Genomic DNA, 26686 nt, shown 5'->3' with positions numbered 1-26686 from the left:
GAACCTGGACTTTGGTGCGGACACGATATTCAGGATGCACCGAACGTCCCACACACTTTGTCAGACACGCCCTAGTACTCACTGCAGGGCGAAGTCCGGAGCCGGAGACGCGTCAGCTCATCAGCACTCTCGGCCATCAGTTGTGCAATAATCTGCGTATGCATGCAGATATGGACGGTTCCCTGTCGACGGAGAGCGAGTATGTCGAGCTCGCGGTCGAGGTGTTCTCGATGCTCTCGGATGCGACCCGGATCCGGATCATCCTCGCCCTGCGCGATCAGGAGCTGTCGGTGAACCATCTCGCAGAGATCGTCGATAAGTCCGCCCCGGCCGTCTCCCAGCATCTGGCGAAGCTGCGCCTGGCGCGGATCGTTTCGACCCGGCAGGAGGGCACGAAGGTGTTCTACCGACTGGCGAACGAGCATGCCCGTCAGTTGGTCGCGGACGCGATCTTCCAGGCTCAGCACACGATGAGCAACAACCCGGCCCACCACCGCGGCGATCACCGGACCCCCGAGGATGTCCACTAATGCTGCGCGTCTTCCGCAACCCTACCTACGCGAAACTGTTCTCCGCCCAGGTGATCGCCCTGCTCGGCACCGGCCTGCTCACCGTCGCCCTGGGACTGCTCGCTTTCGACATCGCCGGCGACGCGGCTGGGTCGGTGCTCGGTACGGCGCTTACCATCAAGATGGTCGCATATGTCGGCGTCGCCCCGCTGATCGCCGCGGTCGTCGACCGACTGCCGAAGAAGGCGGTCCTGGTCACCGCGGATCTGATCCGCCTGGCGATTGCGGTGATGCTGCCGTTCGTCACCGAGGCCTGGCAGATCTACGTGCTCGTGTTCGTGCTGCAGTCCGCGTCGGCGACGTTCACCCCCGCATTCCAGTCCCTGATCCCCTCGGTCCTCCCGGAGCCGGAGGACTACACTCGGGCGCTGTCGCTGTCACGTCTCGCCTATGACCTCGAGGCGCTACTGAGCCCGACGATCGCCGCGGCTCTGCTGACTCTGATCAGCTACAACAACCTGTTCGTCGGCACCGCGGTCGGCTTCGCCTGCTCGGCCATTCTGGTGCTGCCCTCCCGGCTGCCTGCCCGCACTGATGACGGGCCCGTGCTGCCGTTCTGGCAGCGACTCCCGTTAGGTGCGAAGGTGTTCGCCCGGACGCCGACGTTGCGGTTCCTAATGCTCACGAACATCGTCGTCGCGGCCGGCACCGCGATCGTTCTGGTGAACTCCGTCGTCTACGCCCGCGGCGTGTTCGGGCTCGGCGATCAGTCCCTCGCTCTCGCGTTGGCCTGCTACGGCATAGGCTCGCTCGTCGTCGCGCTGAACATCCCCTGGCTGGTTGACAAGCTCGGCGTGATCCGCACCATGATCACCGGCGCGGTCGTCATCACCGCCGGGCTGGCCGTCGCCGTCACAGTTACCGCAGTCGCGACGAGCACTGGGGCGGGATGGTACGTGCTGCTGGGCACCTGGGTGCTGCTGGGCATCGGCACCTCGCTCGTCAACACGCCATCGTCGAGGCTACTGGCCGACGCGTCGACGACGGCGAACCGGAATCTCGTCTACACGGCCCAGTTCGCCCTCTCCCACGCTTGCTTCCTGGTCACCTACCCAATCGCGGGGTGGCTGGGTGCCGCGAATCTGACCGGCGCGGCTATCGCGCTTCTGATCCTGGCGGCGGTCGTCGGGGCTATCGCCGTGGCGTTTGCCCGCTCCCGACTCCTGCGGGCAGACACAGACATGCCCACGGTGACGAGTCAGCTCGGCCGCTGAGCGGAAGCATTTCAGGCGGCCGCTAATGAACGCCGGATCGAGATCGTTCAATCGAGTGGCGACCGCAGCGGTTTAGTTCGAGAAGCGGAATTCCACCACGTCGTCGCAGCTAACAACCTCAGCGGACACTGGTCCGCGAGTCGCTGGCCTGATCGCGAGATCACCAGCGGCGAAGCACGTCGATCCACTCGTCGAAGGCGTCGAGGTGCGCATCATGGCTGCCGCCAGAGAGATCGACTCTGACCGTCTCGGGCCTGCGCCGGATCAGCCCGTCCTTGTCGGCATCGCTGAACATCCCGTGCTTGGCGAAAATCGCGAGCGTCGGAACCTGCAGAGCTTCCCACTCGTCCCAGCGCGGTTCATGCACAGCCTCGATCGTGCGTTGCATGACCGCGGCGTCGAAACCCAGGACGAGCCCATCATCCGTCGACTGGAGATCCGCTACCCAGGCATCAACGATCGCGTCATCACCGAGGAACTCGCGGGCAGCGGCCTCGTCCCGGAACGGAACCGGCCAGGACGCGAAGTACGCGCCGAGACCAGCAGCCTCGCGCGGATCGTCACTCCCCGACACATGACCTTCGAGCATCACGAGCCCCTCGACCAGGTCTGGGCGCGCTGCTGCTGCGAGAAAAGCAGTGTGGGCTCCCATCGACTGCCCGACGAGCGTCGCTCGACTCCCTGGGGCGAGCTCCTCGATCGCCGCCACGACGTCGCCGACGAAGGCGTCGCGGGATAGATCATCGGGAAGCCGCGTGCTCGCACCGTGCCCTCGCTGGTCCACGAGCAGGACCCGATGGTCCTGCAACGCTCGCGCCGTGCGCAGCAACTCCCGCGAGCTCCCGGCAAGCCCGTGCAGCAGCACGACGACAGGGCCGTCGCCGCCGAGGTCGGTGACCGCGATGCAGACGCCTCCGGGGCGTTGCACGACGCAGCTGGTCACGCGACCTGTAGCGGCGCGATCGCCGCGATCTGCTCACCTGCTGCGTCCTCGGCGCGGTCGAGCTCATAGTGGCTCTGCAGGTTGATCCAGAACTCGGCCGACGTGCCGAAGTACCTCGCGAGCCGCAGCGCCGTGTCTGCGGTGATCCCCCGCTTGCCGTGCACGATCTCGTTGATCCGCCGGGGCGGGACGCCGATCGACACGGCGAGCTTGTTCTGTGTGATGCCGAAGCCCTCGATGAAGTCCTCCATGAGGACCTCACCCGGGTGAATCGGCTCGATCCTGTCAGTGGTAGTCAACGATCTGCACCTCCTCTGGTCCAGCGTCGATCCACACGAAGCAGATCCGCCACTGGTCGTTGATCCTGATGCTGTGCTGCCCGACCCGATCGCCCTTGAGCGCCTCGAGCCGATTGCCAGGCGGGACGCGGAGGTCCTCGAGAGACTCTGCAGACCCCACCTGACGTAGCTTGCGCAGCGCGACCCGATGGATCCTCGGATCGATCGAGCGCACGCGCTCACGACGCCACAGCCGTTCGGTGTCCTTGTTGCCGAACGATCTGATCACGAAATCAGTGTATAACGGAGTCCGTCATTAACGCTATACGTTAAACCGGAACTCGACCGCATTCCGGCACATACCAACCTGAGGTTGCGTGTCTGGCTGGCATCGCCTCGGCCCCCACCTCGCCCCTTCCGGAGACGCAGAAGGTGGGGCAGCGGGGGCACGCGACCCGATCTCGCGTCCGCCTCTGTCGGCAGCCCCTGATAGGACATAATGACAGGTGACTGCGACCCACAGGGAGGTGACTTGGTGCTGCCTGCACTTGACGAGCAGACGGGCCTGCTTCCGCTGGGCCGATTCGGCGCGTCGTTGGAAGAGATCAAATCCCACTACGTTGACGATCCCCGGTTCGCGAAGTCGGCGACCCGCGCCGAGATCTGGCAGCACTTCGAGTCCGCTACCGACGGCATCCGCTCTGTCGTCCCCGTGGTGTGCGTATGGGTGGGTGGCAGCTTCCTTACCGACAAGATCGATCCTGACGACATCGACCTCGTCTACTGGTGCGAAGACGTGCTCGTTGACCAGGTGACCGACCCCAAGGATCGGTACATCCTGCAGATGTTCGGGATGAACCAGGTCCGGCCAGCGACGGGCCTGCGCGTTGATACTCGATACTGCCTATGGCACGTGTTCCCCGAGGCGGACCGCGCCCACTCAGTCGAGCACCAGTCATATGCGTTGAATCGTGGCTACTGGGATGACTTCTGGATGCGCAAGCGCAACGGCGCGAAGGAAGATCCTCCGCAACGGCCGGATGCCCTACCGCAGCGCGGCTACTTCGAAGTGACTCTGGACGGTTTCCATGGCGTTTGACTGGGAGCAGTTCAAGGCCAACGTCCAAGGCGAAGCTGAGTGGCAGGACGCAGATGATCTTGCGCGCATGAGCATCGAGACTCTGCGCGCTGAGCACGGCTTGCTGCGGCGCGACGCTTCTTCAGGGTCTCTGCGCCTGACTGGGCCAGGAATCACGATCCACTCGGGAGCGATCGACGGGATTGCTGACACGCTTCGCAATTTTCAGCGCCTGGTGCTTGCGACAGGCCTCGCGGTGAAGGGGCACAAGTCGTTGCGTGGGCAACCGCCCGCCGACGTCGTCTCGAAGACCCGACTGAACCTCAACGGTTCACCACTGCCGGGAAGCCTCATCCTGCAGATCGTGCCGACGACTTCGCCAGCGGACGAGATCTCACCCGATGGCCAAGTCGGGCTGTTCGGAGACGACAATGCAGAGCCCCAGTTGATCGACACCGCCATGAAGCGAGCACTGGGACTGCTCGAGGACGGACGTCGTCTCGGCCCAGATGCCGACACCAGTGACTTCTTGGCGCGCATCCGCGAGTACGGACCGCGCGTCGCCACGACGTTGCGCGACTTCTCGACAGGTCTGGTGAAATCAGGGTTCGAGCCTGATCTCACTTGGTCCCAGCCTCGCCAGGCGCGCCTGCGCACGCGCCTCTCCACGGCTGAACTCGCTCACATTGGAGAGCTCATCGCTTCTCGGGAACTCGAGCTCGAGCCGACCACCATCCGCGGCATCTTGCGGACTGTCAGCGAGATCAGCGCTTGGCAGCTGGAGATCGAGGACGGCGAGATCGTCAAGATCGACGCGAAGAAGATCCCTGCGGCGAACACTGCAACGCTGCGCACCGGCATGTCAGTTTCAGTCGATGTGTCAGTCACGGAAGAAACCGGCCCTGCCGACGAAGTTAAGCCCAAGTACACGGCGACGTCGTTCACAGTGCTGAGCAACCCGTAAGGCCGAGTCGTTACACCACATCTAGTCCAACGGCTGGATCCGGAGGTTGGTCCGCGGCGGCAAATCCCAGCCGTGACGCGCATGAATTTCCCTAACCAACTCTTCCGCGTTGACCTGGAGCTTGGCAAGTGCAGCCGCGTCGTGGCCGACTGATCGTAAATGGCGCAGGTTGCTGCTCAGCGCGTGCGCCCAACTCATCAGCGGGTCGAGGTTCGCCACCCGCCGCTCAACGGTGTCGCCGGGCTTGGCGGCCTCCATCACCTGGCGGCCGATGGTCGCGCCCAGCGTGCGCTCGGCCTCCAGCCACGAGTCGATACCATCCCAGCCGTCGAGCTGGTCGACGAGCGCGATCGACGTGATGCGCAGGTTGGCGAGCCGCTCCCCCACCGGCTCGGCCGTCGGATCGAACCCGATTAGGCGCTGCACGGCTTCCTGCACCGCGAACCAGCGTGCGTCCTCGGCCGCCTTGCGCGACTCGGCGAGTGCCTCGTTCGCGCGCTTGTTCGCTTGGTAAGTGCCGACGCCGGCGATCAGCAGCGACAGGGCCGAGATCACCAGCGCGAGGACATCCATGGCTCGATCCTGCCACTACAAGAAACAGTTCCTGAAGCACTTCCGGCTATTGCTTGCCCGAGGCGCGTCAGCCGACTAACCCGCGCTCACTACGATGCTCCGCGCGGCGACCAATCCCTACAGCGCGAATCTCCACTCCACCGATTTCCGGTACATACCACCCTCTTGAGGTGTGCAGTGAAGCGCTCGGCCCCGCGTCCGGGACCGACAGCTTGCGTTCGACGTCAACGATAGGTCTCGTGCAACGCCTCCTCGATCTGAGACGGAGTCGGTGCACCGGCGTACCCGCGCTCAGTCGCGTAGACCCGGCACGCGAGCGAGCGAACCGGTTGCGTCGGAAACAGGTCGACGCCGTCGACGAGGATCGTGGGCGAGCCTCCGAATCGGGTGTTCGCCGCTTCGGTCTCGGTGTGGATCGTTACCAGCTCGATGGGCACTTCCGCGAGCTCGGCGGCATCCAGCGCGGCGCGCGCGTTTGCTTCGGCGATGGCCGTGTTCGGGCAGTCGACGATGTGCAGCAGTTCGACCTTCATACGATCTGCTCCTTCCGGGTCCGGGCCGCGCGCAAGCCATTGAGGATCACGATGACCTCCGCGATCTCGTGCACGAGCACCACGGCAGCGAGTCCCAGGACGCCGAAGAGGGCGAGCGGGAGCAGGGCGATGATGATCAGCAGCGACAGGATGATGTTCTGGTTGATGATGTGCCGTCCGCGCCGGGCATGGTCGAACGCGCGCGGCAGCAGCCGCAGGTCGTGCCCGGTGAACGCGACATCGGCCGACTCGATCGCAGCATCCGACCCGGTCGCGCCCATCGCGATCCCGATGTCCGCGGCGGCGAGGGCGGGGGCGTCGTTGATGCCGTCGCCGATCATCGCCACCGAACCATGCTGGCCGAGCTCAGCGATCGCAGCGGCCTTGTCCTCGGGGCGCAGCTCGGCGCGCACGTCCTCGATCCCGGCCTGCGCCGCGAGAGCGCGGGCGGTGCGGGCGTTGTCGCCGGTGAGCATCGTGACCCCGATGCACTGCGCGGCGAGCGTGCGGACGACCTCCGGGACCTCCAGGCGCAACTCGTCGCGGACGCCGATCGCAGCGACCGGCTCGCCGTCGCGGTGCACGATGACGACCGTCATGCCCTGCTCCTCCAGCCCTGCGACCCGGTCGCCGAGCGTCCCGGCGTCCAGCCAGCGGGGGCTGCCGACCGTGATCCGCGCGCCGTCGAGCTTGCCCTCGATGCCGTGCCCGGCCTGCTCGGTCACGTCCTCGGCTACTGAGGCCCCCGGCGCGGCGGCGGTGATCGCGGCCGCGAGCGGGTGGGTGCTGTGTTGCTCCAGCGCGGCCGCCCACGCCAGCGCCTGCGCCTCGGTGGTCCCGTCGGCGGTGAGAACGGCGTTGACGACGGGCTCGTTTCGGGTGAGGGTGCCGGTCTTGTCGACGGCGACGTGGCGGATCACGCCGAAGCGCTCGAACGCGGCACCGGACTTGATGATCACGCCGAACTTGCTCGCCGAGCCGATCGCGGCGACCACGGTCAGCGGCACGGAGATCGCCAGCGCGCACGGCGACGCCGCCACGAGGACGACCAGGGCGCGAGTGACCCACAGCTCGGGGTCGCCGAACAGCGAACCGATCAGCGCCACCAGGACGGCGAGGACGAGCACACCAGGGACGAGGGGTCGGGCGATGCGGTCGGCGAGGCGGGCGCGGTCTCCCTTCTCGGCCTGCGCCTGCTCAACGAGCTCCACGATCGTGGTCAGCGAGTTGTCGGTGCCCGCCGCGGTCGTCTCGACTTCCAGCGCGCCGGCGGAGTTGATTGCACCGGCCGAGACTGCATCTCCCAGCTCGACCTCGACCGGGATCGACTCTCCAGTGATCGCAGACGTATCCAAACTCGAACGACCCGTGACCACGACGCCGTCGGTCGCGATCCGTTCGCCCGGCCGCACCAGCATCAGCTGGCCCACCTGGAGGTCTTTCGCGGCGACCTCGACCGACGCGCCGTCGCGGCGGATGGTCGCTGTCTCAGGGACGAGCTTGAGCAGCGTCCGGAGCCCGCCGCGGGCGCGGTCCATCGCCTTGTCCTCCAGCGCCTCAGCGATCGAGTACAGGAACGCCAGGGCCGCGGCCTCCTCGACGTAGCCGAGGATCACCGCGCCAATGGCGCTGATCGTCATCAGCAGGCTGATGCCGAGCTTGCGCTTGAACAGTTTGCGGATCGCGCCCGGGGTGAACGTCGACGCTCCCAGCAGCAGACCGAGCCAGAACAGCACCAGCGCCAGAATCTCGAGCCCGGACCACTCCAGGACGAGACCGGTCAGGAAAGCGACGCCGGAGAGGACCGGGACCATGATCCCGCGGTCCCGCCACCAGGGTCGCTCCTGCACCTCCTCAACTGCTTCGCCGACCGTAGTCTCGGGCTCGTCGCAGCCGCACGCCGCGCTCATGCGCCTGCCCCCGTCCCGCAGCAGCCCGGCACCGGGCACTGGTCATCAACGCATGGCGCGTGCTCGTCGACGGCCAGCGTCACATCCACGAGCGCCGTGAGCGCCGCAGCAAGGTGCGGGTCGGCGATCTCGTAGCGCGTCTGCCGTCCCTCGGGCTCGGCGGCCACGATGCCACAGTCGCGCAGACAGGTCAGGTGGTTCGACACGTTCGACCGGGTCAGCTCCAGCTCGCGCGACAGCACCGCCGGATAGCTCGGGCCGTCGAGCAGGGTCATCAGGATCCGGGATCGCGTCGGGTCCGCCATGGCTCGGCCGAGCCGGTGCATGACGTCGAGGCGTGAAGTAATGGTCAGCATGCACTGAACTATACAGTGACTGCTGACCTATTTTGGTCATCGCATCGGCAGGTCAGACCACTCAATCGACGCCAGAGGTTATACGGCGAAACGAAATTCCACCACGTCCCCGTCCTGCATGACGTAGTCCTTGCCCTCCATGCGCACCTTGCCGGCGGCCCGCGCCTCGGCCATGGAACCGGCGGTGTCGAGGTCCTCGAAGGACACGATCTCCGCCTTGATGAAGCCCTTCTGGAAGTCCGTGTGGATGACGCCGGCCGCCTCGGGGGCGGTGTCGCCCTTGTGGATCGTCCAGGCGCGGGTCTCCTTCGGACCTGCCGTGAGGTAAGTCTGCAGGCCGAGCGTCTCGAAACCGATGCGGGCGAGCTGGTCCAGACCGGACTCGTCCTGGCTGCTCATCCCGAGCATCTCCGCAGCTTCCTCCGGCTCGAGCTCCGCGAGCTCGGACTCGAACTTCGCATCGAGGAAGATCGCGTCGACCGGGGCGACGAGCTCACGCATCTTCGCCTTCGCGTCCTCGTCCGCGAGCACGTCGTCGTCGACGTTGAACACGTAGAGGAACGGCTTCGTCGTCATGAGCTGGAGTTCGCGCAGCGGCTCGGCGTCGAAACCGTCCTTCTGCATCGCGGTGTAGAGCGTGTCGCCGCCCTCGAGGATCTCCTGCGCCTTCTGCATCGCAGCGAGCACCTCGGGCTCGGTCGTCTTCCGCTTGACCTCCTTCTCGATGCGCGGCGTCGCCTTCTCGAGCGTCTGGAGGTCCGCAAGGATGAGCTCGGTGTTGATCGTGTCGATGTCGTCGGCCGGGCTCACCTTGCCGTCGACGTGCACGACGTCCGCGTCCGTGAAGCCGCGGATCACCTGGCAGATCGCGTCCGCCTCCCGGATGTTCGCGAGGAACTGGTTGCCCAGCCCCTCCCCCTCCGAGGCGCCACGGACAATACCCGCGATGTCGACGAAGCTCACCGTCGCCGGGAGGATCCGCTCCGAACCGAAGATCTCCGCGAGGCGGTTCAGCCGCGCGTCCGGGAGCTCGACGACGCCGACGTTCGGCTCGATCGTCGCGAACGGGTAGTTCGCGGCGAGAACCTGGTTCTTCGTGAGGGCATTGAACATGGTGGACTTGCCGACGTTGGGCAGTCCGACGATTCCGATAGTAAGAGCCACGGTCGACAAGTCTACCGGCGGGGGTAGGCTCGCCCCAACGTACGTGTCAGGGACGCCACGAATGGATGAAATCCCATGTCAGGACCTGCGCCCACGCCCCGCCTCCGCCCCGGCACCGTCATCGGACCCGCGGGTGAGGGCGAGCGCTTCCACGTCGGCACCGTCGTGCAGCTCACCTTCGTCGCCGCGCTCGGTGGCTTCCTCTTCGGCTACGACACCTCGGTCATCAACGGAGCGGTCGACGCCTGAGCCGCGGACTTCGGTCTCGGCACCTTCATGAAGGGGTTCGCGGTCTCCTCCGCACTCCTCGGCTGCATGATCGGTGCGTACTTCGCCGGCCTCGCGGTCGGCCCCTGGGACCTCGTCCTGTGGCGCGTCATCGGTGGCCTCGGTGTCGGTGCCGCCTCCGTCATCGCACCGGCGTACATCGCGGAGATCTCCCCCGCCTCGGTCCGTGGGCGCCTCGGGTCCATGCAACAGCTCGCGATCGTCTGCGGCATCTTCGTGTCGCTGCTCGTCGACTACATGATGGCGCTCGATGCCGGCAGTGCGAACGCCCCGTACTGGTTCGGCATCGACGCGTGGCGCTGGATGTTCATCGCCGAGATCGTCCCCGCCATCGCGTACGGCGCTCTCGCCCTCACGGTCCCGGAATCGCCCCGCTTCCTCGTCCAGAAGGGCCGCACCGACGAGGCCCGCACCGTCCTCTCCCGCATCCTCGTCGACGGGATAGACACCCGCATCGAGGAGATCTGCCGCACCCTCGACACCGAACGCCGGCAGAGCTTCCGCGACATCCTCCGCCCGGGTTCGAAGAACGTCCTGCCGATCGTGTGGGTCGGCATCGTCCTCTCGGTGTTCCAGCAGTTCGTCGGTATCAACGTGATCTTCTACTACTCGAACACGCTGTGGCAGTCGGTGGGCTTCAGTGAGAACGACTCATTCACCATCACCGTCATCACCTCGGTGACGAACATCGTCGTGACGATCGTCGCGATCCTCCTCATCGACCGGATCGGCCGCCGCCTGGTCCTCCTCGTCGGCTCCGCCGGCATGTTCCTCTCCCTCGGCCTCATGACCGTGTGCTTCACCGCCGGCGTCGACCGCTCCGTCACCGAGACCGTCGCCCTCCTCCCCGGCTACGACATCACCGCCCTCATCGCGGCGAACGCCTTCGTCGTCTTCTTCGGCGCATCCTGGGGTCCGGGAGTCTGGGTGCTTCTCGGCGAGATCTTCAACAACCGCATCCGCGCGATCGCGCTCGGCGTCGCCGCGGCCGCCCAGTGGCTCGCGAACTTCGCGATCTCGACGACCTTCCCCGCGATGGCGGATGTGGGCCTGTGGTTCGCCTACGGCTTCTACTCCGTCTGCGCCCTCGCCTCGTTCTTCTTCGTCGCCCGTTTCGTCCGGGAGACGAAGGGCCGGGAACTCGAGGACATGGAGTAACACCACCGCCGAGGCGCCCCGGCCACCCGGCAGCGGGGCGCCTCCCGGCGCCGCCGGCACTTCTGTGTCCGTGCCTCCTGCCACCATGGGCACATGGACCTTCTCACGCTCTTCCTCGTGCTCGCCGTCCTTCTCATCGGCCTCGCCGTGGGGTTCTTCCTCGGCACCGCGCGCACCCGTGCTGCACTGTCCGTGGAACTCGCGGAGGCCCGCACGGCCGAACGCATGCTCGGCGAACGCACGGCGGCTCTCGAGGCCGACGCCCAGCTCGCCGGTGAGGTGACCGCTGCCGTCGGCCCGCTCGCCGCCGGGGTCCGACGCCTCCAGGAGAGCCTCGACCTCCAGGACCGTCATCGCCTCGAACAACTCACCCACCTCGACGCCCAGATCACCCAGCTCGCCCGACAGTCCCACGAACTGCGGGAGTCGTCCGGCAAGCTCGCCGGTGCCCTCCACTCGACGGCGGCGCGCGGCGACTGGGGTGAGGTCCAATTGCGACGGGTCGTCGAGTACGCCGGCCTCCTCCCCCACGTCGACTTCGACACCCAGGTGAGTGCCGTCCGGGACGGCAGGCGCGTGCGCCCGGACATGGTCGTCCACCTCCCCGGCGGCGGCACGATCGTCGTGGATGCGAAGACGCCGCTCTCCGCGCAGCTGCGCCAGGCCACCGGTGCAGACCCCGATGGGTCGGGAACCGCCGGGGACACGAGCGACCTCGACCATGCACGGGCTCTGCTGCGGCACGTCGATGCTCTTGCGCAAAAGGAGTACTGGAAGTCCTTCGACCCGGCACCGGAGTTCGTCGTGTGCTTCGTCCCGACGGACGGCATCCTCTCGACCGCGGCGAGTGCCTACCCGCACCTCGTCGACCAGGCCCTCGGGAAGAAGGTCGTGCTCGCCTCACCCTCGACGCTGCTCGTCCTCCTCAAGACCGTCGCCCTCAACTGGCGGCAGTACGACATGAGTTCCTCGGCGAAGGAGGTCCTGCGCCTCGGCACGGAACTGCACGACCGCACCGGTTCGCTCGCGAGTGCGCTCACCCGGATGGGCGCGGGTCTCGACCGGACGGTGAAGGAGTACAACACTTTCATCGGGTCCTTCGAGAACCGCTTCCTCGTCACCGCCCGCAAACTCCGGGAGTCCGGGATCGCCGGTGACGAGATCCCGGAGATCGGCGCGGTCGACTCCGCTCCGCGGACGCCGCACTCCCCCGAGCTCTCGGCATGACGAAGGCACCCACCGCGGAGGTGGGTGCCTTCGGTGTGTTCGCCGGGTGGACGTCCGGCGGGATCGAATCAGCGCAGCTCGTGGTCGCGGTCCGCGCCGTCCTTCTTGTTCGAGGTCTTGAGGCCCGCCTTCTTGAGGTCGGAGCGGAGTTCGCGCGGCAGCGAGAACATGAGGTCCTCCTCCGCGGTCTTCACTTCCTCGACCGTGGTGAAACCGTAGTCGGCAAGGAGTTTCAGAAGGTCCTGCACGAGGGACTCCGGCACACTCGCACCGCTCGTCACGCCGACGGTCGCCACGTCGTGGAACCATTCCTCGTCGACCTCGCGGGCGAAGTCGACCCGGTGCGCAGCCTTCGCCCCGTGCTCGAGCGCGACCTCGACGAGGCGCACCGAGTTCGAGGAGTTCGCCGAACCCACGACGAGCACGAGGTCCGCACCCGGCGCGAGCTTCTTCACCGCGACCTGGCGGTTCTGGGTGGCATAGCAGATGTCGTCGGACGGCGGGCTCGTGAGCGCCGGGAACCGTTCCTTGAGAATGTCGACCGTCTGCATCGTCTCGTCGACGCTCAGGGTGGTCTGCGAGATCCACACGAGCTTGCCCGTCTCCGGGATCTCGACCGTGCGCGCTTCCTCCGGGTTCTGCACGAGGACGATCGCCTCGGGCGCCTCTCCCATCGTGCCCTCGACCTCCTCGTGACCGGCGTGACCGACGAGGATGATCGTGTACCCGTCACGCGCGAAGCGGACGGCTTCCTTGTGCACCTTCGTCACGAGCGGGCACGTCGCATCGATCGTCGCGAGGTTCCGCTCCGCGGCCTCCGAGTGCACCGCCGGGGACACCCCGTGGGCGGAGAACACGACACGTTCGCCCTCGGGCACCTCGTCGGTCTCGTCCACGAAGATCGCACCCTGCGCACTGAGCGTGTCCACCACGTGACGGTTGTGCACGATCTCCTTGCGCACGTACACCGGGGAACCGTAGTGCTCGAGTGCCTTCTCGACCGTGATGACCGCACGGTCCACGCCCGCGCAGTAGCCGCGCGGTGCTGCGAGCAGCACCTTCTTCTCCACACCCTCGGGAGAGCGGATCTCGGAGGGATCCTTGCGCACCCGCGGCATCGCGGGAACGGGCAGGGTGACGGAGGTTCCGGTCGTGCCGGACGGGGACGCGGGAGCGATCACAGGAGAAGTCACGCCTCCAGTGTAGGGACGGGTCTCCATGTGCGGCCAACGCCGGCGCGTGACCTCCGACCGATTCCCGAGGGATTCCCGGCTCGCACTGCGACTCCGCACGTGCTCCGGCTCGCCTCCCGGCACGACTCCGGAACACACCCCCGGTGTGTGTCCGTCCCCACCACTAGACTCGCAGGCACGACACGAGCGAGCACCACACACGAGTGAGCACAGCAGCAGCGAGCACAGCAGCGGAGGCATACGTGGCACAACGCATCTCGGGAACACCCGGCACCCTCGGCACGCCCTCGGACGCCGCTCGTCCCGCCCTCGCCGCGACCGCGGCACAGACGTCCCCGGAGAACCCCTGGCCACTGAGCCTGCTCAGCCACAACATCAAGAAGTACATCGACCGGATGTCCGCGGTGTGGATCGAGGGCCAGATCATCGAGTTCAACCGGCGTGCGAAGGTCGCGTACCTCACGCTCCGCGATGTCGACGAGGAGATGTCCCTGCCCGTGCAGGTGTGGTCGAACGTCCTCGACCGCCTCGAGAACCCCGTCTCCGAGGGGTCGCGCGTCGTCGTCAACGTCAAGGCCGACTTCTGGGTGAAGGCCGGCCGTCTCTCGATGCGCGCGAACGACATCCGCCCCGTCGGCCTCGGTGACCTCCTCGCCCGCCTCGAACGCCTGCGCCGCATGCTCGACGCCGAAGGGCTCTTCGCCCGCGAGCACAAGAAGCCGCTCCCCTTCCTCCCCGTGTGCATCGGTCTCATCACCGGGCGCAACTCGGACGCGGAGAAGGACGTCGTGCGGAATGCGACGCTCCGGTGGCCGAACGTCCGTTTCGAGATCCGCAATGTCGCGGTCCAGGGAGTCGACGCCGTCCCGCAGGTCCGCAGGGCCCTCACGGAACTCGACGCCCACCCGGAGGTCGACGTCATCGTCATCGCCCGCGGCGGCGGCAGCCTCGAGGACCTCCTCCCCTTCTCGAACGAGGCGCTCGTCCGGGACGTGTGGGCCGCCCGGACCCCGGTCGTCTCCGCGATCGGCCACGAAGCCGACCGCCCGCTCCTCGACGAGGTCGCGGACCTGCGTGCCTCGACACCCACGGACGCCGCGAAACGGATCGTCCCGGACATCGCGGAGGAACGCATGGGCGTCCTCCAGGCCCGTGCGCAACTCGACGGCGCGATGGACCGCATGCTCCACCGGGAGACCGAGGCACTCGCGGCCGTCCGCAGCCGTCCCGTCCTCGCACACCCGGAATCGATGATCACGGTGCGTGAACAGGACCTCGGGGTCCTCCGGGAACGCTCGTGGCAGGCCGGGTCGACCGCGGTCTCCCGCGCCCGGGCCGACGTCGACCACCTCCGTGCCCAGGTCCGCGCGCTCTCCCCGCTCGCCACGCTGGCCCGGGGCTACGCCGTCGTCCAGACCGAAGCCGGATCCGCGGTCCACAGCGCCGCCGAACTCGCGACCGGACAGTCCGTCCACGTGCGGGTCGCCGAGGGCCGCTTCGACGCGGAGGTCACCCGCACCGAAGCACCCGCCACAAGCACCGGCACCGGCACCGCTGCATCCACCGACTCCACCGCTGAAGCAGAACCAGGAGAACCCGCATGACCGTGCCCGCGAACACCGACAACTCGGACATCCCCGGCCTCAGCTACGAACGTGCCCGCGAGGAACTCGTGAACACCGTGCGTACTCTCGAGGCCGGCAATCTGCCGCTCGAGGACTCCCTGCGCCTGTGGGAACGCGGCGAGGCCCTCGCCGACCACTGCCAGGCATGGCTCGACGGCGCCCGCACGAAACTCGACGAGGCGAAGGCCCGCCGCGAGTCCCAGGACTGACGGCACCGGGCCGGTCGACGCAGGACCGGAGGACACAGGACCCGAGCCACCACATGCAGAACGCTCCGGGGAGGAACAGCGCATGCCGTCCCTCCCCGGAGCCTTCCGTCGTCCCGGCGAGTCGTCGAACCGTCCGCGACACCTCGACCGGGGTCAGCCCGCGACGACCTCCTGGGCGATCGCGGTGAAGCTGTCCCACTGGGCCGTACCGAACAGCACGACCGTCGACCCATCGACGTCCCCGACGTACGCTTGATCACCCGAGCGGCTCTCGTACACGAGGAACTGCGTCCCGGCGACGCCCTCGGTCCGGACCTGGAGCGCGTCGTCACCGAGCTGGTTCTTCACCCAGTTCGCGTTCGTCCCGCCCTCCGAGGTGCCCGCGACCTGGCGCAGGGACACCCACTGCTGCTCGGGACCGACGAAGGACACGTACCAGGTGGTGAGTTCCGGGGTGCCATACAGGTCGTAGGACGCCTCGTTCGAGACCCATCCCTCCGGAAGGGTCGGGACCGCGAGTGTGAAGTCGGCGCCGTCCTGCACGGCATCGGCCGTCGCCGCGTAGTCGACGACGCGGTCGAACTCGTTCTCGGGACGCGGTACGAAGGCGAGCGCGAGCAGGACCACGACCATGCACGCCCCGAGCGCGATCGCCATGTTCACCCAGTTCGCGCGCATCTTCTGTTCCATGTGCTCGCTCATCCGCGGAGCGGCGGCGTCCCCGAGGGGGATCTCCCGGATCTCGAACCCGGAGGAGTTCGTCCGCGCCCTGCCGGTGGAGCCACCGGTACGTGCCCTGCTCATGCGTGTGCGTCCTCCCGACCGGTCGGAGCGACGGGGATGTCGGCACCCGCGGTCTCCGGATACGCCTCGTGGAGCAACCGGCCGGTGAACCGGGCGATGGCGAGCGGCCCTCCGATGTCGACGGTCGCCTCGGCGTCCGGGTTGTAGTTCGTGTTCGTGTTGATGTCGTAGGTGACGAGGCGCCCATCGGTGGTCTCGAGGAACTCGATCCCGGCGATCCCGATGCCCTGCTCCGCGAGGAAGGCACGGTACCGCTCGACGATCGTCATGTCGGCACCGTCGGGGCGCACCGTGAACCGGGAGACGACGGGAGCACCCGGCTCCGGGAGGGCACAGCCGTCCGCAGGGCACAGCTGGAAGCTCCCACCGGTCGTGTCGACGTTCACGGTGTAGACGTGCTGTCCGCCGACGAACTCCGCGCGGCTGATGTGGGGTTCGGCGGTCTCGAGGTACTCCTGGACGAGCGTCACCCCGTCGACGGGCGCCTCGAGGAACCCGTTGTCGAGGAACATGTGGAAGTCGTGGTGGCTGTCGAAACGCGTGACACCCAGGCCCTTGCCGCCCTGGTTGTGCTTGACGATGAACGGCGCGGAGAACTCGCGCGCCCGCTCCTTGAGGTCGGCCGTGCCGAACACCGCGACCGTGCGGGGGACGTCGAAACCGGCGGCGGCGAGCTTCACGTACTGCGCCACCTTCGACACCTCGATCTCGAGCACGCGATGACCGTTGATCACGGTGCGACCCCATGCCTCGAGCCAGTCGAGGACCGCTCGCGTGTATTCCTTCGCATGACCGTGGTCCCGGGTGTGGGACGACGCGGACATCCGTGACCAGAAGATCCCCTGCGGCGGTTCCTGCGTGAGATCGAGCGACCCGCCGGTCACCTCCCACTCGACGAGCGGCACTCCGGCGGCCTCGAACGCGGCCCGGAAGGGCGGCATCCACTCCTCGTTCTCGTGGAGCACGTACACGGCGGGGACGGCCCGACCGCCGAAGGACGGGGCCGAGGTGGAGTGCGTGGATGTCACGGGAGCTCTTTCCGGTCGTTCTGCGTCTTCGGGCGCCACGATTCTAGTCGACCCGCCCGTGCGCGGGCCCGGCGCGTGACACCGCGTGACCCCCACCACACCGCGGGCTCCCGCGGACCCGAACAGGACTCGTGACAGAATGAGGCCATGAGTGAGACGCAGCCGTCGGAGGAGACCCCCGAAGTGACCCAGACGCCCCAGCACGAAGTGAAGGCACACCACGGCGGAGGGCGTGCCACCAGCGCTCCCGTCGCCGTCACCGACGAGTGGACGCAGAAGCTGCGCACCGCGGAGGGCGAGCCCGACCGCAACCTCGCTCTCGAACTCGTGCGTGTCTCCGAGGCCGCCGCCATCGCCGCCGCCCCGTGGGTCGGTCGCGGTGAGAAGCTCAAGGCCGACGGCGCTGCCGTCGCCGCCATGCGCAACGTCATCTCCACCGTCCGTATGGACGGCACCGTCGTCATCGGCGAGGGCGAGAAGGACGAGGCGCCCATGCTCTTCAACGGGGAAAACGTCGGCGACGGACAGGGCCCGAAGGTCGACGTCGCGGTCGACCCGATCGACGGCACCACCCTCACCGCGCAGGGCATGCCCGGTGCGATCGCCGTCATGGCCGTCGCCGAGGGCGGCAAGATGTTCGACCCCTCCGCCGTGTTCTACATGGAGAAGCTCGTCGTCGGCCCCGAGGCCGCCGACTCCGTCGACCTCCGTCTGCCGATCGCGGAGAACATCCGCCGTGTCGCCAAGGCGAAGAAGACCGACATCTCGAACGTCACGGCCGTCGTCCTCGACCGCCCGCGCCACACGAAGATCATCGAGGAGATCCGCGCCGCCGGTGCCCGCATCCGCCTCATCAGCGACGGCGATGTCGCCGGCGCGATCGCCGCGTGCCGTCCGGGAACCGGCATCGACATGCTCCTCGGCATCGGTGGCACCCCCGAGGGCATCATCACCGCGTGCGCGGTCAAGGCCCTCGGCGGCATGATCCAGGGCCGCCTGTGGCCGCAGTCGGACGAGGAGCGTGCCGCTGCGAAGGAGGCCGGCCTCGACGTCGACGCGGTTCTCGGTATCGACGATCTCGTGCAGAGCGACAACACCTACTTCGTCGCGACCGGCATCACCGACGGCGATCTCCTCGAGGGCGTGCGTTACGAGGGCAGCCGGGTCCACACCCACTCCCTCGTCATGCGTTCGCGTTCGGGCACCGTCCGCAACGTGTACGCCGAGCACAATCTCGAGAAGACCCACTCGTACGTCGACGCCGCCGAGGAGGCGGCCCGAAGGGGACTCGTCTGACATGACCACCGGTTCGCAGGCAGGGGTCTCCGCACCCCAGTACGCCGATCCCGCATCCGCTTATGAGCGTCTCCTCGAGGGCAATGCGCGATTCGTCGAGGGCAACCTCGAGCATCCCAACCAGGATGCCGCGCGCCGTGCGGCACTCGCCGGTGGCCAGGCGCCGTTCGCGTCCCTCCTCGGGTGCTCCGACTCCCGGGTCGCGGCGGAGATGATCTTCGACGTCGGCCTCGGGGAGATGTTCATCGTCCGTACCGCCGGTCAGGTGACCGGCAACGTGTCGATGGGCAGCCTCGAGTACGGCGTCGAGGCCCTCGGCACCCCGCTGCTCGTCGTGCTCGGTCACGACAGCTGCGGGGCCGTCCGCGCGACCATCGACGCCGTCGAGTCCGGCGAGACCCCCGAGGGGTTCATCGGCGACATCGTCTCCGGTCTCTACCCCTCGATCGTCCGGGCCCGCCGGGCCGGCGACACCTCGGTCGAGGGAGCCGTCACCCGGAACACCGTGGACACGGTGCTCTCCCTCGCCCAGCGGTCCCAGATCCTCCGCCGGGCGATCGACGAGGGCCGCCTCGAGATCGTGGGACTCACCTACGACCTGTCCGACGGACGGGTCCAGGAGGTCGCCCGGATCACCGCCTCCGGCACGACGACGGCCCTCTGACACGTCCGCCCCCGCACATCCGGCCGGTACCCACCGGCTCTCACCTCTCCGCACAGCCTCGAAGGAGCTGACAGAACCATGACGCAGGAATACCGCATCGAACACGACACCATGGGCGAGGTGAAGGTCCCGGTCGACGCCCTCTACCGTGCCCAGACGCAGCGCGCCGTCGAGAACTTCCCGATCTCCGGGAAGACCCTCGAGCGCGAACACATCGCGGCTCTGGCCCAGGTGAAGAAGGCTGCCGCCCGCGCGAACCTCGAACTCGGCGTCCTCGACGAGGACCGTTCCCTCGCGATCCAGGCCGCCGCCGACGAGGTCATCGCCGGGAAGTACGACGCACACTTCCCGATCGACGTCTTCCAGACCGGTTCCGGTACCTCCTCGAACATGAACACGAACGAGGTCCTCGCCTCCCTCGCCTCGAAGGCGCTCGAGTCCAAGGGCATCGACGTCCACCCGAACGACCACGTCAACGCCTCGCAGTCCTCGAACGACGTGTTCCCGACCTCCGTCCACGTCGCGGTGACGAACGCCCTCGTGAACGAGCTCGTCCCGGCCTTCGAGTACCTCGCGACCGCCTTCGAGGAGAAGGCCGCCGAGTTCGTCGACGTCGTGAAGTCGGGCCGCACCCACCTCATGGACGCCACCCCGGTCACCCTCGGCCAGGAGTTCGGTGGCTACGCCGCCTCGATCCGCTACGCGATCGAGCGCGTGAACGCCTCCCTCCCCCGCGTCGCCGAGGTCCCCCAGGGCGGCACCGCGGTCGGCACCGGCATCAACACCCCGACCGGTTTCTCCGCCCGCGTCGTCGAGCTCCTCGCCGAGCAGACCGGCCTGCCGATCACCGAGGCCCGCAACCACTTCGAGGCACAGGCGAACCGCACCGGACTCGTCGAGGCCTCCGGCCAGCTGCGCACCATCGCGTACGACTACGTGAAGATCAACAACGACCTCCGGTGGATGGGCTCCGGCCCGAACACCGGCCTCGGCGAGATCGCGATCCCGGACCTCCAGCCCGGTTCCTCGATCATGCCCGGCAAGGTCAACCCGGTCATCTGCGAGGCCTCGATCCAGGCCATGCACCAGATCATCGGCAACGACACGACGATCGCCCTCGCCTCGACCAACGGTCAGTTCGAGCTCAACGTCGGCATCCCGGTGATGGCCGCGAACCTCCTCGAGTCGATCCGCCTCATGGCGAACATCTCCCGCGTCATGGCGGACAAGATGGTGAAGGGCATCGAGGCGAACACCGAGCGCGCCCGCTTCCTCGCGGAGGCCTCGCCCTCGATCGTCACCCCGCTCAACAAGGTCATCGGCTACGAGGCCGCGGCGAAGATCGCCAAGTACTCGGTGAAGAACAAGATGACCGTCAAGGAGGCGACGATCGCGCTCGGCTTCGTCGAGAACGGTTCCATCACGGAGGCCGACCTCGACAAGGCCCTCGACGTCACCACCATGATCGGCGAGTACAAGTGACGCACTGAGCACTCCGCTCACCCGGCGTTCCGCGCGCGAGGCGCCGGCGACCTTCCGAGGTCGCCGGCNNCCCCACCGGTCGATCCGGTGGGGCGCCTCGGGTGCGTCAGCGCCGGGCCCTCGACGAGCCGCTGTCTCTCAGCTGAGATCGAGGTCCTCGAGGACCTCGGTGACGAGTGCGGCGATCGCGGAGCGTTCGGACCGGGTGAGTGTGAGGTGCGCGAACAGCTGGTGGCCCTTGAGCTTCTCGATGACCGAGGCGATGCCGTCGTGCCGACCCACCCGCAGGTTGTCGCGCTGGGCGACGTCGTGGGTGAGGACGACCCGCGAGTTCTGACCCATCCGGGAGAGCACGGTGAGGAGCACGGTGCGTTCGAGCGACTGGGCCTCGTCGACGATGACGAAGGCGTCGTGGAGCGATCGCCCGCGGATGTGGGTGAGGGGAAGGACCTCGAGCATGCCCCGGTCGACGACCTCGTCGATGACGTTCTTCGAGACGAGGGCGCCGAGCGTGTCGAAGACGGCCTCCGCCCACGGGTTCATCTTGTCGCCCTCGGTCCCCGGCAGGTAGCCGAGGTTCTGCCCGCCGACGGCGTAGAGCGGGCGGAACACCATGATCCGCTGGTGCGTCCGGTTCTCGAGCACCGACTGCAGGCCCGCCATGAGGGCGAGTGCGGACTTGCCGGTGCCCGCGCGTCCGCCGAGCGACACGATCCCGATGTCCGGGTCCGAGAGCATATCGATCGCGATCCGCTGCTCCGCGGACCGACCGTGCATGCCGAAGAGGTCGCGGTCGCCCCGGATCGCCTTGATGCGGTTCCCCTCGATGACACGTCCGAGCCCGGATCCGCGCGGTGAGGAGAGGACGAGGCCGGTGTTGATCACCTCGTCGGCGACGAGCGGGGTCTCCACCGTGCCGCCGTCGTAGAGCTCCGCCATCTCCTGCTCGGAGACCGCGATCTCGGAGATCCCGGTGAACCCGGTGTCCACCGCGAGTTCGTTGAGGTACTCCTCCGCCTTGAGTCCGAGCGCCGAGGCCTTGATGCGCATCGGCACGTCCTTCGTCACGACGACGACGTCCTCACCCTCGGCCTTGAGGTTGCGGGCGACGGCGAGGATCCGGGTGTCGTTCGACGTGCGGTCGAAGGCGACCGGCATCGTCGAGGAATCGACGTGATTGAGTTCCACGCGGAGGGTGCCACCGGCACCGGTGACCTCGAACGGCAGGTCGAGGCGGGAGTGTTCCGCACGGAAGTCGTCGAGCAGTCCGAGTGCCCGGCGGGCGGTGAACCCGAGTTCGGGGTGGTGGCGCTTCCCCTCGAGTTCGGTGACCACCACGAGAGGGATCACCACGTCGTGTTCGGCGAACCGGAGCATTGCCTTGGGATCGGACAACAGCACCGAGGTGTCGAGCACGTAGGTGTGGACGGTGTTCGCGGCCATGGGCTCCCCTGTTTCCAAGAACCGGGGTACCACATCGAACCTTCCGTGACGAGGTGAGCACCCCGGGCCGGTCGGCGACCGGCTGCTCTCAACCTACGCCGGATGCTCCGTGCGCGATACGTCCTGAAGGTAAACGATCGGGGTGCGGTCGGTGTCGCCGGTACCGCACGTTGGGCGCCGGCCGCGGCGTGCCGGTCACTTCCCGTAGCGGCGTTGTCGCTGGGCGTACGAACGCACGGCGCGGAGGAAATCGGTGCGCCGGAATCCCGGCCAGTACACCTCGCAGAAGTAGAACTCCGCATAGGCGCTCTGCCACACGAGGAACCCGGAGAGACGCTGTTCGCCCGAGGTACGGATGATGAGATCCGGGTCCGGCTGACCCTTCGTGTACAGGTGCTCGGAGATCGCCTCCTCGTCGAAGGACTCGATGATCTCCTCGAGGGACTCCCCCCGGCCCGCCCGATCGCGCAGCGCCGACTTCACGGCATCGACGATCTCCTGCCGGCCGCTGTACCCGACGGCGACGTTCACCGCGAGGCTGCCCGTCCCGTCAGCACGGCCCGCGGCCGCGGCACTGCGCTCCCGGGAGAGCACCTCGGCGGCCTGCAGACGCCCGCGCAGCGGCTCGGGGATGACGGAGAGGTCACCGGCGAGGGTGATGCGCACGGATTCCTTCCGAGCGATCTGATCGACCATGTCGGAGATGATCGCGGTGAGAACGGTGACCTCCTCGGCCGCCCGGTCGAGGTTCTCCTTCGAGAGCACGTACAGCGTGACGATCTCGACGCCGATCTCCTGGCACCACCCGAGGAACTCGACGATCCGGTCCGCACCCGCCCGGTGTCCGTCGGCAGTCGTCGTCCCGAACTCCTTGGCCCAGCGCCGGTTGCCGTCGGTGATGACGCCGACGTGACGCGGGATCCGTCCACCCGGTCGCAGCCCCAGGGCGATCCGCTTGTCGTAGAGGCGGTACAGCCATGCCGTGGGCGAAACGGGCATCCGGGTTCTCCTGTGGTCGAGGGCGGGTCCGGGTCTACCGGCGGGCCGGTCGGCGGAGCGCGTCCGCCGACGGGCCGGTCGGCGGAGCGCGTCCGCCGACGCCTCAATCTACCCGTGCGCTCCGGGGAGTTCCCTGAATGGGCCGCTCGGACACCCTTCCGAAACTGTTTACAGGATAAACACATTTCCGGCTCCTACTCTTGAGTCATGTCGACCCCAGCACCCCCCGCCCCACGCCGATCCTCCGGCCCCGAAGCGCCGACCGAGTCCGGCTCCGCGCCGTACTCCGGAGCACAGGATCCTGCGGAGCAGTCGCCCACCCGACCCTCGCGCCGCGAACGCGCGCTCCGCGCGGAACTCGCGAAACTCGCCGGCCAGATCAAACCCTCGTGGCGCGGCTGGATCCACGCCGGAGCGTTCCCGCTCGCGGTGATCGGTGGCCTCGCGCTCGTCATCGTCTCCCCCACGATCGCCTCACGCCTGGCCGCGGCCGTCTTCACGCTCACCGGCATGACGCTGTTCGGGATGTCGGCGGTGTATCACCGCGGTTCCTGGCGCGCGCGCATCAAACTGCTCCTGCGACGCATCGACCACGCGAACATCTTCCTCATCATCGCGGGCACGTACACGCCGCTCGCGGTGCTCATGCTCCCGCCGCGCGATTGCGCGATCCTCCTCACGATCATGTGGGTGGGAGCCGTCCTCGGAGTCGTGTTCCGTCTCCTGTGGACGACCGCCCCGCGCTGGCTCTTCGTCCCCGTGTACGTCGGCATCGGCGTCGCCGGGATCGGGTACGTCCCCCAGATCTGGCAGGCGAATCCCGCGGTCGGCATCCTCGTCGTCCTCGGCGGCGCGATGTACATCACCGGCGCCGTCGTCTACGGCATCAAGCGCCCGAACCCGGCCCCGCGGACCTTCGGGTTCCACGAGATCTTCCACGTCTTCACGGTGCTCGGCTACGGCTGCCACCTCGCCGCGCTCCTCGTCGCGGCCACCTGGGTCACTCTCGTCGGCTGAGCGCGCCCTCGTACACGCACTGAAGCCCCGGCACACACGGTTCGATCCGTGTGTGCCGGGGCGTCAGTGCTTTCGGGGTACGGGGTGCGCCCCCGCGCCTCGTTCAGCGGCCGTCGTCCTCCGGGCCCGAGGCGCCCTCTCCCGAGGTGCCGCCGGCACCCGGGGTGCGCGGCGCCTCGGCGGCACCGGTGCTTCCCGCCGGCCGGTTCGGACGGGCCACGGGGATCGGTGACCGGTCCTCCGCGTGGTCCGCGGCGCGGATGCGGCGGACCCGCTTGAACGCGTCGCGGATGAGGAACACGACCACGACGACGATGAAGAAGGTGACGAGGAAGCCGAGCGTGCCCGGGGTGACGAGCTCGGGATCCGGCGGCGTCACGCCCTCGGTCGCGCCGTCGCTCGGCACCCCGACGTTCGACGTCGCGGAGACGAACGCCACATGTGTGGAGAGTGCGTTCACAGTCCCAGCTCCTTCTCGAGCACGCCCTCGTCGGGCACCTTCGTCCCGTCGTCCTTCGTCACCCCGGCGAAGAGGTCCGTCTCGACGAACTCCTGGGTGCGGTCGAACGCGGGCCGGCCGGTGTGGTCGATCGCGAGCTCGAACTCCTCCGTCGACCAGTACTTCTTCGCGATCTCCCGGGACTCGCTGAAGAAGCTGCCGTTCGGGTCGATCTGCGTCGCGTGTGCGAGGAGGGCGCGGTCGCGCTGCGGGAACTGTGCCGCGCACTCGATCCGCGTCGACAGCCACGTGTCGCGCTTCCAGCCGCGCTGCTCGAAGCCGTCGATCATCTCCTGGAGCGGGGACTCGAGGCCGTCGGCGAGGAGGGCCTCGTGGATGGTGCGCCACTTCGTCATCGAGAGGTCCTGGTTGTAGTAGACCTTCTGCACCTGCCAGGGCTCACCGAGCTCCGGATTGGCGGTGGGGTCGGCGGCGAGTTCGATCGCGCGCATCGTGACGATGTGGTTCTTGATGTGATCGGGGTGGGGGTAGCCGCCCATCTCGTCGTAGGTCGTGACGACATGGGGGCGGAAGGTGCGCAGCACGTGGACGACGGTGCGTGCGGCGATGTCCGTCGGTGTGCGGTAGAAGCACCCCGACGGGGTCTCCACCTCGGGGTCGCCCTCCGGCAGACCCGAGTCGACGAAGCCCACCCACGCGTGTTCGACCCCGAGGGTCGCGGCCGCCGCGGCCATCTCCTCCCGGCGCAACCCCGCGATGTCGCGGGAGGCCTTGGGGCTCTGGAGCAGGGCGGGGTTGAGGATGTCGCCGGCCTCACCACCGGTCATGGTCGCGACCATGACCCGCGCTCCGAGGGAGGAGTACAGGGCACTCGTCGCCGCACCCTTCGACGATTCGTCGTCCGGATGAGCGTGGACTGCCAGCAGGCGGAGGCCGGTGTACGGCACGTCGTTCCCCTTCTTCGCGTTCTCGTCGCGGTCGCTGTGAGGTGTCGGGTGGTTCCTCGCGGGAACCACTATCCTAGGGTAGTACGCGCCCACCGCCGAGAAACCGGAGTCGGATGTCGACCACAGTGCACCGCAGGCAGGATCGTTACGGCACGAAACCGCCGCAGCCGCAGTCCGCGGCCGGGAAACGCCTGCGCACGATCGGCATCGTGGCGGGACTCGGCGTCCTGTGCATCGGCGCCGCCTTCTTCGCGTTCCGGCCGTCCGGTTCCCCCGTCGATCCCCGGACCGTGAGCTACGACGTCCTCGACTCCGCCCGCACCCACGTCCGGGCGACGGTGGTGGCGGACGCCACCCGCGACATCGAGTGCGCGCTCCAGGCGACGAACGCCCAGGAGGCCGTCGTCGGGTACGACGAGGTTCGGGTGCCCGCGGACCCCGGGGCGAGCACCGCCGACCCCGCCGTCATCGACATCGAGCTGCGGACCACCCAGCTCGCCTCGAGCGGACACGTGGAATCCTGCTGGTTCGTCGACTAGAATCGCCCGAACGAACGCACCACCCCCAGTACCTCCGGACGGACTCCCCTTCCGGAATCTCTCTCCCGGGAACCGCAGGGTCCCCGGGAGTTGTCATTGCCCGCAGGCGGTCGGCACCGGATCCCTTCCGACACCGGCCCATCGTCACCGTCGAAGAGCGCACACACCCGAAGGAGCAGACATGACCACTGATGAGGGAACCTGGCTGAGCCCGGAAGCCCATGAGCGTCTGACCAAGGAGCTCGAGTACCTGTCCGGTCCGGGTCGTGCCGAGATCGCGCAGAAGATCGACGCCGCGCGCGAGGAAGGCGACCTCAAGGAGAACGGCGGTTACCACGCCGCCCGCGAGGAACAGGGCACCATCGAGGCCCGCATCCGTCAGCTCGAGCACCTGCTCGCGAACGCGACCGTCGGCGAGGCCGACACCGACACCTCCGTCGCCGGGCCCGGCAAGGTCGTCACGGTCCAGATGGGCCCGCGGGAGACACGCTTCCTCCTCGGTTCCCGCGAGATCGCCGGGGACGCGGACATCGACGTGTTCTCGGAGGCCTCCCCGCTCGGCTCCGCCGTGAACGGGGCCGCCGTCGGCTCCACCGTCGAGTTCACCGCCCCGAACGGCAAGACTCTCTCCGTCGAGGTCAAGGCCGTCGAGGCCTTCTGACACAGGACCGCCACATACGCCGAGGCACCCCGGGGTGAGGAGATCTCCTCACCCCGGGGTGCCT

At 67.8% G+C, this 26686-nt stretch carries 28 protein-coding genes and 1 pseudogene; 14 read left to right on the top strand and 15 right to left on the bottom strand.

Annotated features, from left to right (window positions below):
- Positions 1-158: 158 nt before the first annotated feature.
- Entirely contained in the window at positions 159-530 is a 372-nt protein-coding gene (locus tag ABD172_RS04000; protein ID WP_344307167.1) for an ArsR/SmtB family transcription factor, read from the top strand.
- On the top strand, positions 530-1783 hold the full coding sequence (locus ABD172_RS03995; protein ID WP_344307165.1) for an MFS transporter: 1254 nt from the start codon (positions 530-532) through the stop codon (positions 1781-1783). The genes ABD172_RS04000 and ABD172_RS03995 overlap by 1 nt, the downstream gene beginning before the upstream one ends.
- Before the next feature lie 160 nt (positions 1784-1943).
- Here ABD172_RS03995 and ABD172_RS03990 read toward each other — a convergent pair whose 3' ends face one another.
- Genes ABD172_RS03990 through ABD172_RS03980 form a run of 3 tightly spaced genes read right to left on the bottom strand, consistent with a single transcriptional unit; the run spans position 1944 to position 3293 of the window.
- On the bottom strand, positions 1944-2726 hold the full coding sequence (locus tag ABD172_RS03990) for an alpha/beta fold hydrolase (RefSeq protein ID WP_344307163.1): 783 nt from the start codon (positions 2724-2726) through the stop codon (positions 1944-1946).
- Entirely contained in the window at positions 2723-3025 is a 303-nt protein-coding gene (locus tag ABD172_RS03985; protein WP_044496365.1) for a HigA family addiction module antitoxin, read from the bottom strand. The genes ABD172_RS03990 and ABD172_RS03985 overlap by 4 nt, the downstream gene beginning before the upstream one ends.
- Entirely contained in the window at positions 3012-3293 is a 282-nt protein-coding gene (locus ABD172_RS03980) for a type II toxin-antitoxin system RelE/ParE family toxin (protein WP_344307162.1), read from the bottom strand. Before ABD172_RS03980 ends, ABD172_RS03985 begins: the two co-directional genes overlap by 14 nt.
- A 246-nt stretch (positions 3294-3539) precedes the next feature.
- Between ABD172_RS03980 and ABD172_RS03975 the strand changes: the two genes are divergently transcribed.
- Positions 3540-4103 carry a DUF6932 family protein gene (locus ABD172_RS03975; protein ID WP_344307161.1) on the top strand — a complete coding sequence of 188 codons (564 nt, stop codon included), beginning with the start codon at positions 3540-3542 and terminating at the stop codon, positions 4101-4103.
- Positions 4093-5046 carry a hypothetical protein gene (locus ABD172_RS03970; RefSeq protein ID WP_210047925.1) on the top strand — a complete coding sequence of 318 codons (954 nt, stop codon included), beginning with the start codon at positions 4093-4095 and terminating at the stop codon, positions 5044-5046. The genes ABD172_RS03975 and ABD172_RS03970 overlap by 11 nt, the downstream gene beginning before the upstream one ends.
- Positions 5047-5067: 21 nt before the next feature.
- On the opposite strand, the gene ABD172_RS03965 is transcribed toward ABD172_RS03970, so the two are convergent.
- The 5 genes from ABD172_RS03965 to ychF form a co-directional block, all read right to left on the bottom strand.
- On the bottom strand, positions 5068-5619 hold the full coding sequence (locus ABD172_RS03965) for a hypothetical protein (RefSeq protein ID WP_012397802.1): 552 nt from the start codon (positions 5617-5619) through the stop codon (positions 5068-5070).
- Positions 5620-5843: 224 nt separating this feature from the next.
- Complete coding sequence (locus ABD172_RS03960) at positions 5844-6152, bottom strand: hypothetical protein (protein ID WP_012397801.1); 309 nt, start codon at positions 6150-6152, stop codon at positions 5844-5846.
- On the bottom strand, positions 6149-8062 hold the full coding sequence (locus ABD172_RS03955) for a heavy metal translocating P-type ATPase (RefSeq protein WP_344307156.1): 1914 nt from the start codon (positions 8060-8062) through the stop codon (positions 6149-6151). The genes ABD172_RS03960 and ABD172_RS03955 overlap by 4 nt, the downstream gene beginning before the upstream one ends.
- Positions 8059-8418 carry a Cd(II)/Pb(II)-sensing metalloregulatory transcriptional regulator CmtR gene (gene cmtR, locus ABD172_RS03950; protein WP_094394497.1) on the bottom strand — a complete coding sequence of 120 codons (360 nt, stop codon included), beginning with the start codon at positions 8416-8418 and terminating at the stop codon, positions 8059-8061. The genes ABD172_RS03955 and cmtR overlap by 4 nt, the downstream gene beginning before the upstream one ends.
- A gap of 78 nt (positions 8419-8496) precedes the next feature.
- The gene (gene ychF, locus ABD172_RS03945; RefSeq protein WP_344307154.1) at positions 8497-9582 is read right to left on the bottom strand and encodes a redox-regulated ATPase YchF; all 1086 of its coding nucleotides are present in this window, start codon (positions 9580-9582) and stop codon (positions 8497-8499) included.
- Between the two features lie 75 nt (positions 9583-9657).
- Here ychF and ABD172_RS03940 point away from each other — a divergent pair.
- Both ABD172_RS03940 and ABD172_RS03935 read left to right on the top strand, forming a co-directional pair.
- A pseudogene (locus ABD172_RS03940) lies at positions 9658-11028 on the top strand (sugar porter family MFS transporter).
- 93 nt (positions 11029-11121) lie between these two features.
- A complete protein-coding gene (locus tag ABD172_RS03935; protein ID WP_344307152.1) occupies positions 11122-12255 on the top strand; it encodes a DNA recombination protein RmuC in 1134 nt (377 codons plus the stop codon).
- Between the two features lie 68 nt (positions 12256-12323).
- Here the strand turns inward: ABD172_RS03935 and ABD172_RS03930 are convergent, their stop codons facing one another.
- The gene (locus ABD172_RS03930; RefSeq protein WP_344307170.1) at positions 12324-13373 is read right to left on the bottom strand and encodes a 4-hydroxy-3-methylbut-2-enyl diphosphate reductase; all 1050 of its coding nucleotides are present in this window, start codon (positions 13371-13373) and stop codon (positions 12324-12326) included.
- A 317-nt stretch (positions 13374-13690) separates the two neighbouring features.
- On the opposite strand from ABD172_RS03930, the gene xseA reads away from it, so the two are divergent.
- A complete protein-coding gene (xseA, locus tag ABD172_RS03925; protein ID WP_344307150.1) occupies positions 13691-15052 on the top strand; it encodes an exodeoxyribonuclease VII large subunit in 1362 nt (453 codons plus the stop codon).
- On the top strand, positions 15049-15282 hold the full coding sequence (locus tag ABD172_RS03920; RefSeq protein ID WP_344307148.1) for an exodeoxyribonuclease VII small subunit: 234 nt from the start codon (positions 15049-15051) through the stop codon (positions 15280-15282). The genes xseA and ABD172_RS03920 overlap by 4 nt, the downstream gene beginning before the upstream one ends.
- 153 nt (positions 15283-15435) lie before the next feature.
- Here the strand turns inward: ABD172_RS03920 and ABD172_RS03915 are convergent, their stop codons facing one another.
- Positions 15436-16086, bottom strand: a complete 651-nt coding sequence (locus ABD172_RS03915) for a DUF4245 domain-containing protein (protein WP_344307146.1) — start codon at positions 16084-16086, stop codon at positions 15436-15438.
- Positions 16083-17114, bottom strand: a complete 1032-nt coding sequence (locus ABD172_RS03910; protein WP_344307144.1) for an ATP-grasp domain-containing protein — start codon at positions 17112-17114, stop codon at positions 16083-16085. Before ABD172_RS03910 ends, ABD172_RS03915 begins: the two co-directional genes overlap by 4 nt.
- Before the next feature lie 147 nt (positions 17115-17261).
- Between ABD172_RS03910 and glpX the strand changes: the two genes are divergently transcribed.
- The 3 genes from glpX to ABD172_RS03895 all read left to right on the top strand — a co-directional run bounded on the left by glpX (position 17262) and on the right by ABD172_RS03895 (position 20556).
- Positions 17262-18410 (top strand): class II fructose-bisphosphatase, encoded by a 1149-nt coding sequence (gene glpX / locus ABD172_RS03905; protein ID WP_344307142.1) that lies wholly within the window; start codon positions 17262-17264, stop codon positions 18408-18410.
- A gap of 1 nt (position 18411) precedes the next feature.
- Positions 18412-19074 (top strand): carbonic anhydrase, encoded by a 663-nt coding sequence (locus ABD172_RS03900; protein WP_344307140.1) that lies wholly within the window; start codon positions 18412-18414, stop codon positions 19072-19074.
- A gap of 78 nt (positions 19075-19152) precedes the next feature.
- On the top strand, positions 19153-20556 hold the full coding sequence (locus tag ABD172_RS03895; protein WP_344307138.1) for a class II fumarate hydratase: 1404 nt from the start codon (positions 19153-19155) through the stop codon (positions 20554-20556).
- Between the two features lie 138 nt (positions 20557-20694).
- Here ABD172_RS03895 and phoH2 read toward each other — a convergent pair whose 3' ends face one another.
- The gene (gene phoH2 / locus ABD172_RS03890) at positions 20695-21999 is read right to left on the bottom strand and encodes an RNA 5'-3' helicase PhoH2 (protein ID WP_344307136.1); all 1305 of its coding nucleotides are present in this window, start codon (positions 21997-21999) and stop codon (positions 20695-20697) included.
- A 195-nt stretch (positions 22000-22194) separates the two neighbouring features.
- Entirely contained in the window at positions 22195-22998 is an 804-nt protein-coding gene (gene uppS / locus ABD172_RS03885) for a polyprenyl diphosphate synthase (protein WP_344307134.1), read from the bottom strand.
- A gap of 207 nt (positions 22999-23205) precedes the next feature.
- Between uppS and trhA the strand changes: the two genes are divergently transcribed.
- Positions 23206-24015 carry a PAQR family membrane homeostasis protein TrhA gene (trhA, locus tag ABD172_RS03880; protein WP_344307132.1) on the top strand — a complete coding sequence of 270 codons (810 nt, stop codon included), beginning with the start codon at positions 23206-23208 and terminating at the stop codon, positions 24013-24015.
- Positions 24016-24118: 103 nt separating this feature from the next.
- On the opposite strand, the gene ABD172_RS03875 is transcribed toward trhA, so the two are convergent.
- Complete coding sequence (locus ABD172_RS03875) at positions 24119-24475, bottom strand: hypothetical protein (RefSeq protein ID WP_344307130.1); 357 nt, start codon at positions 24473-24475, stop codon at positions 24119-24121.
- Entirely contained in the window at positions 24472-25491 is a 1020-nt protein-coding gene (gene mca, locus ABD172_RS03870) for a mycothiol conjugate amidase Mca (RefSeq protein ID WP_344307128.1), read from the bottom strand. Before mca ends, ABD172_RS03875 begins: the two co-directional genes overlap by 4 nt.
- A 44-nt stretch (positions 25492-25535) precedes the next feature.
- Here mca and ABD172_RS03865 point away from each other — a divergent pair, with 44 nt between their 5' ends.
- Together ABD172_RS03865 and greA are read left to right on the top strand one after the other, a co-directional pair.
- A complete protein-coding gene (locus ABD172_RS03865) occupies positions 25536-25961 on the top strand; it encodes a DUF4307 domain-containing protein (protein WP_344307126.1) in 426 nt (141 codons plus the stop codon).
- A gap of 181 nt (positions 25962-26142) precedes the next feature.
- Positions 26143-26622, top strand: a complete 480-nt coding sequence (greA, locus tag ABD172_RS03860; protein ID WP_344307124.1) for a transcription elongation factor GreA — start codon at positions 26143-26145, stop codon at positions 26620-26622.
- Positions 26623-26686: the final 64 nt, after the last annotated feature.

Origin of the sequence: Brevibacterium samyangense (assembly GCF_039529845.1) — a bacterium.
Lineage (GTDB): Bacteria > Actinomycetota > Actinomycetes > Actinomycetales > Brevibacteriaceae > Brevibacterium > Brevibacterium samyangense.
Note: the sequence above shows the minus strand (reverse complement) of the source record. Positions and strands in the feature narration are given on the sequence as shown.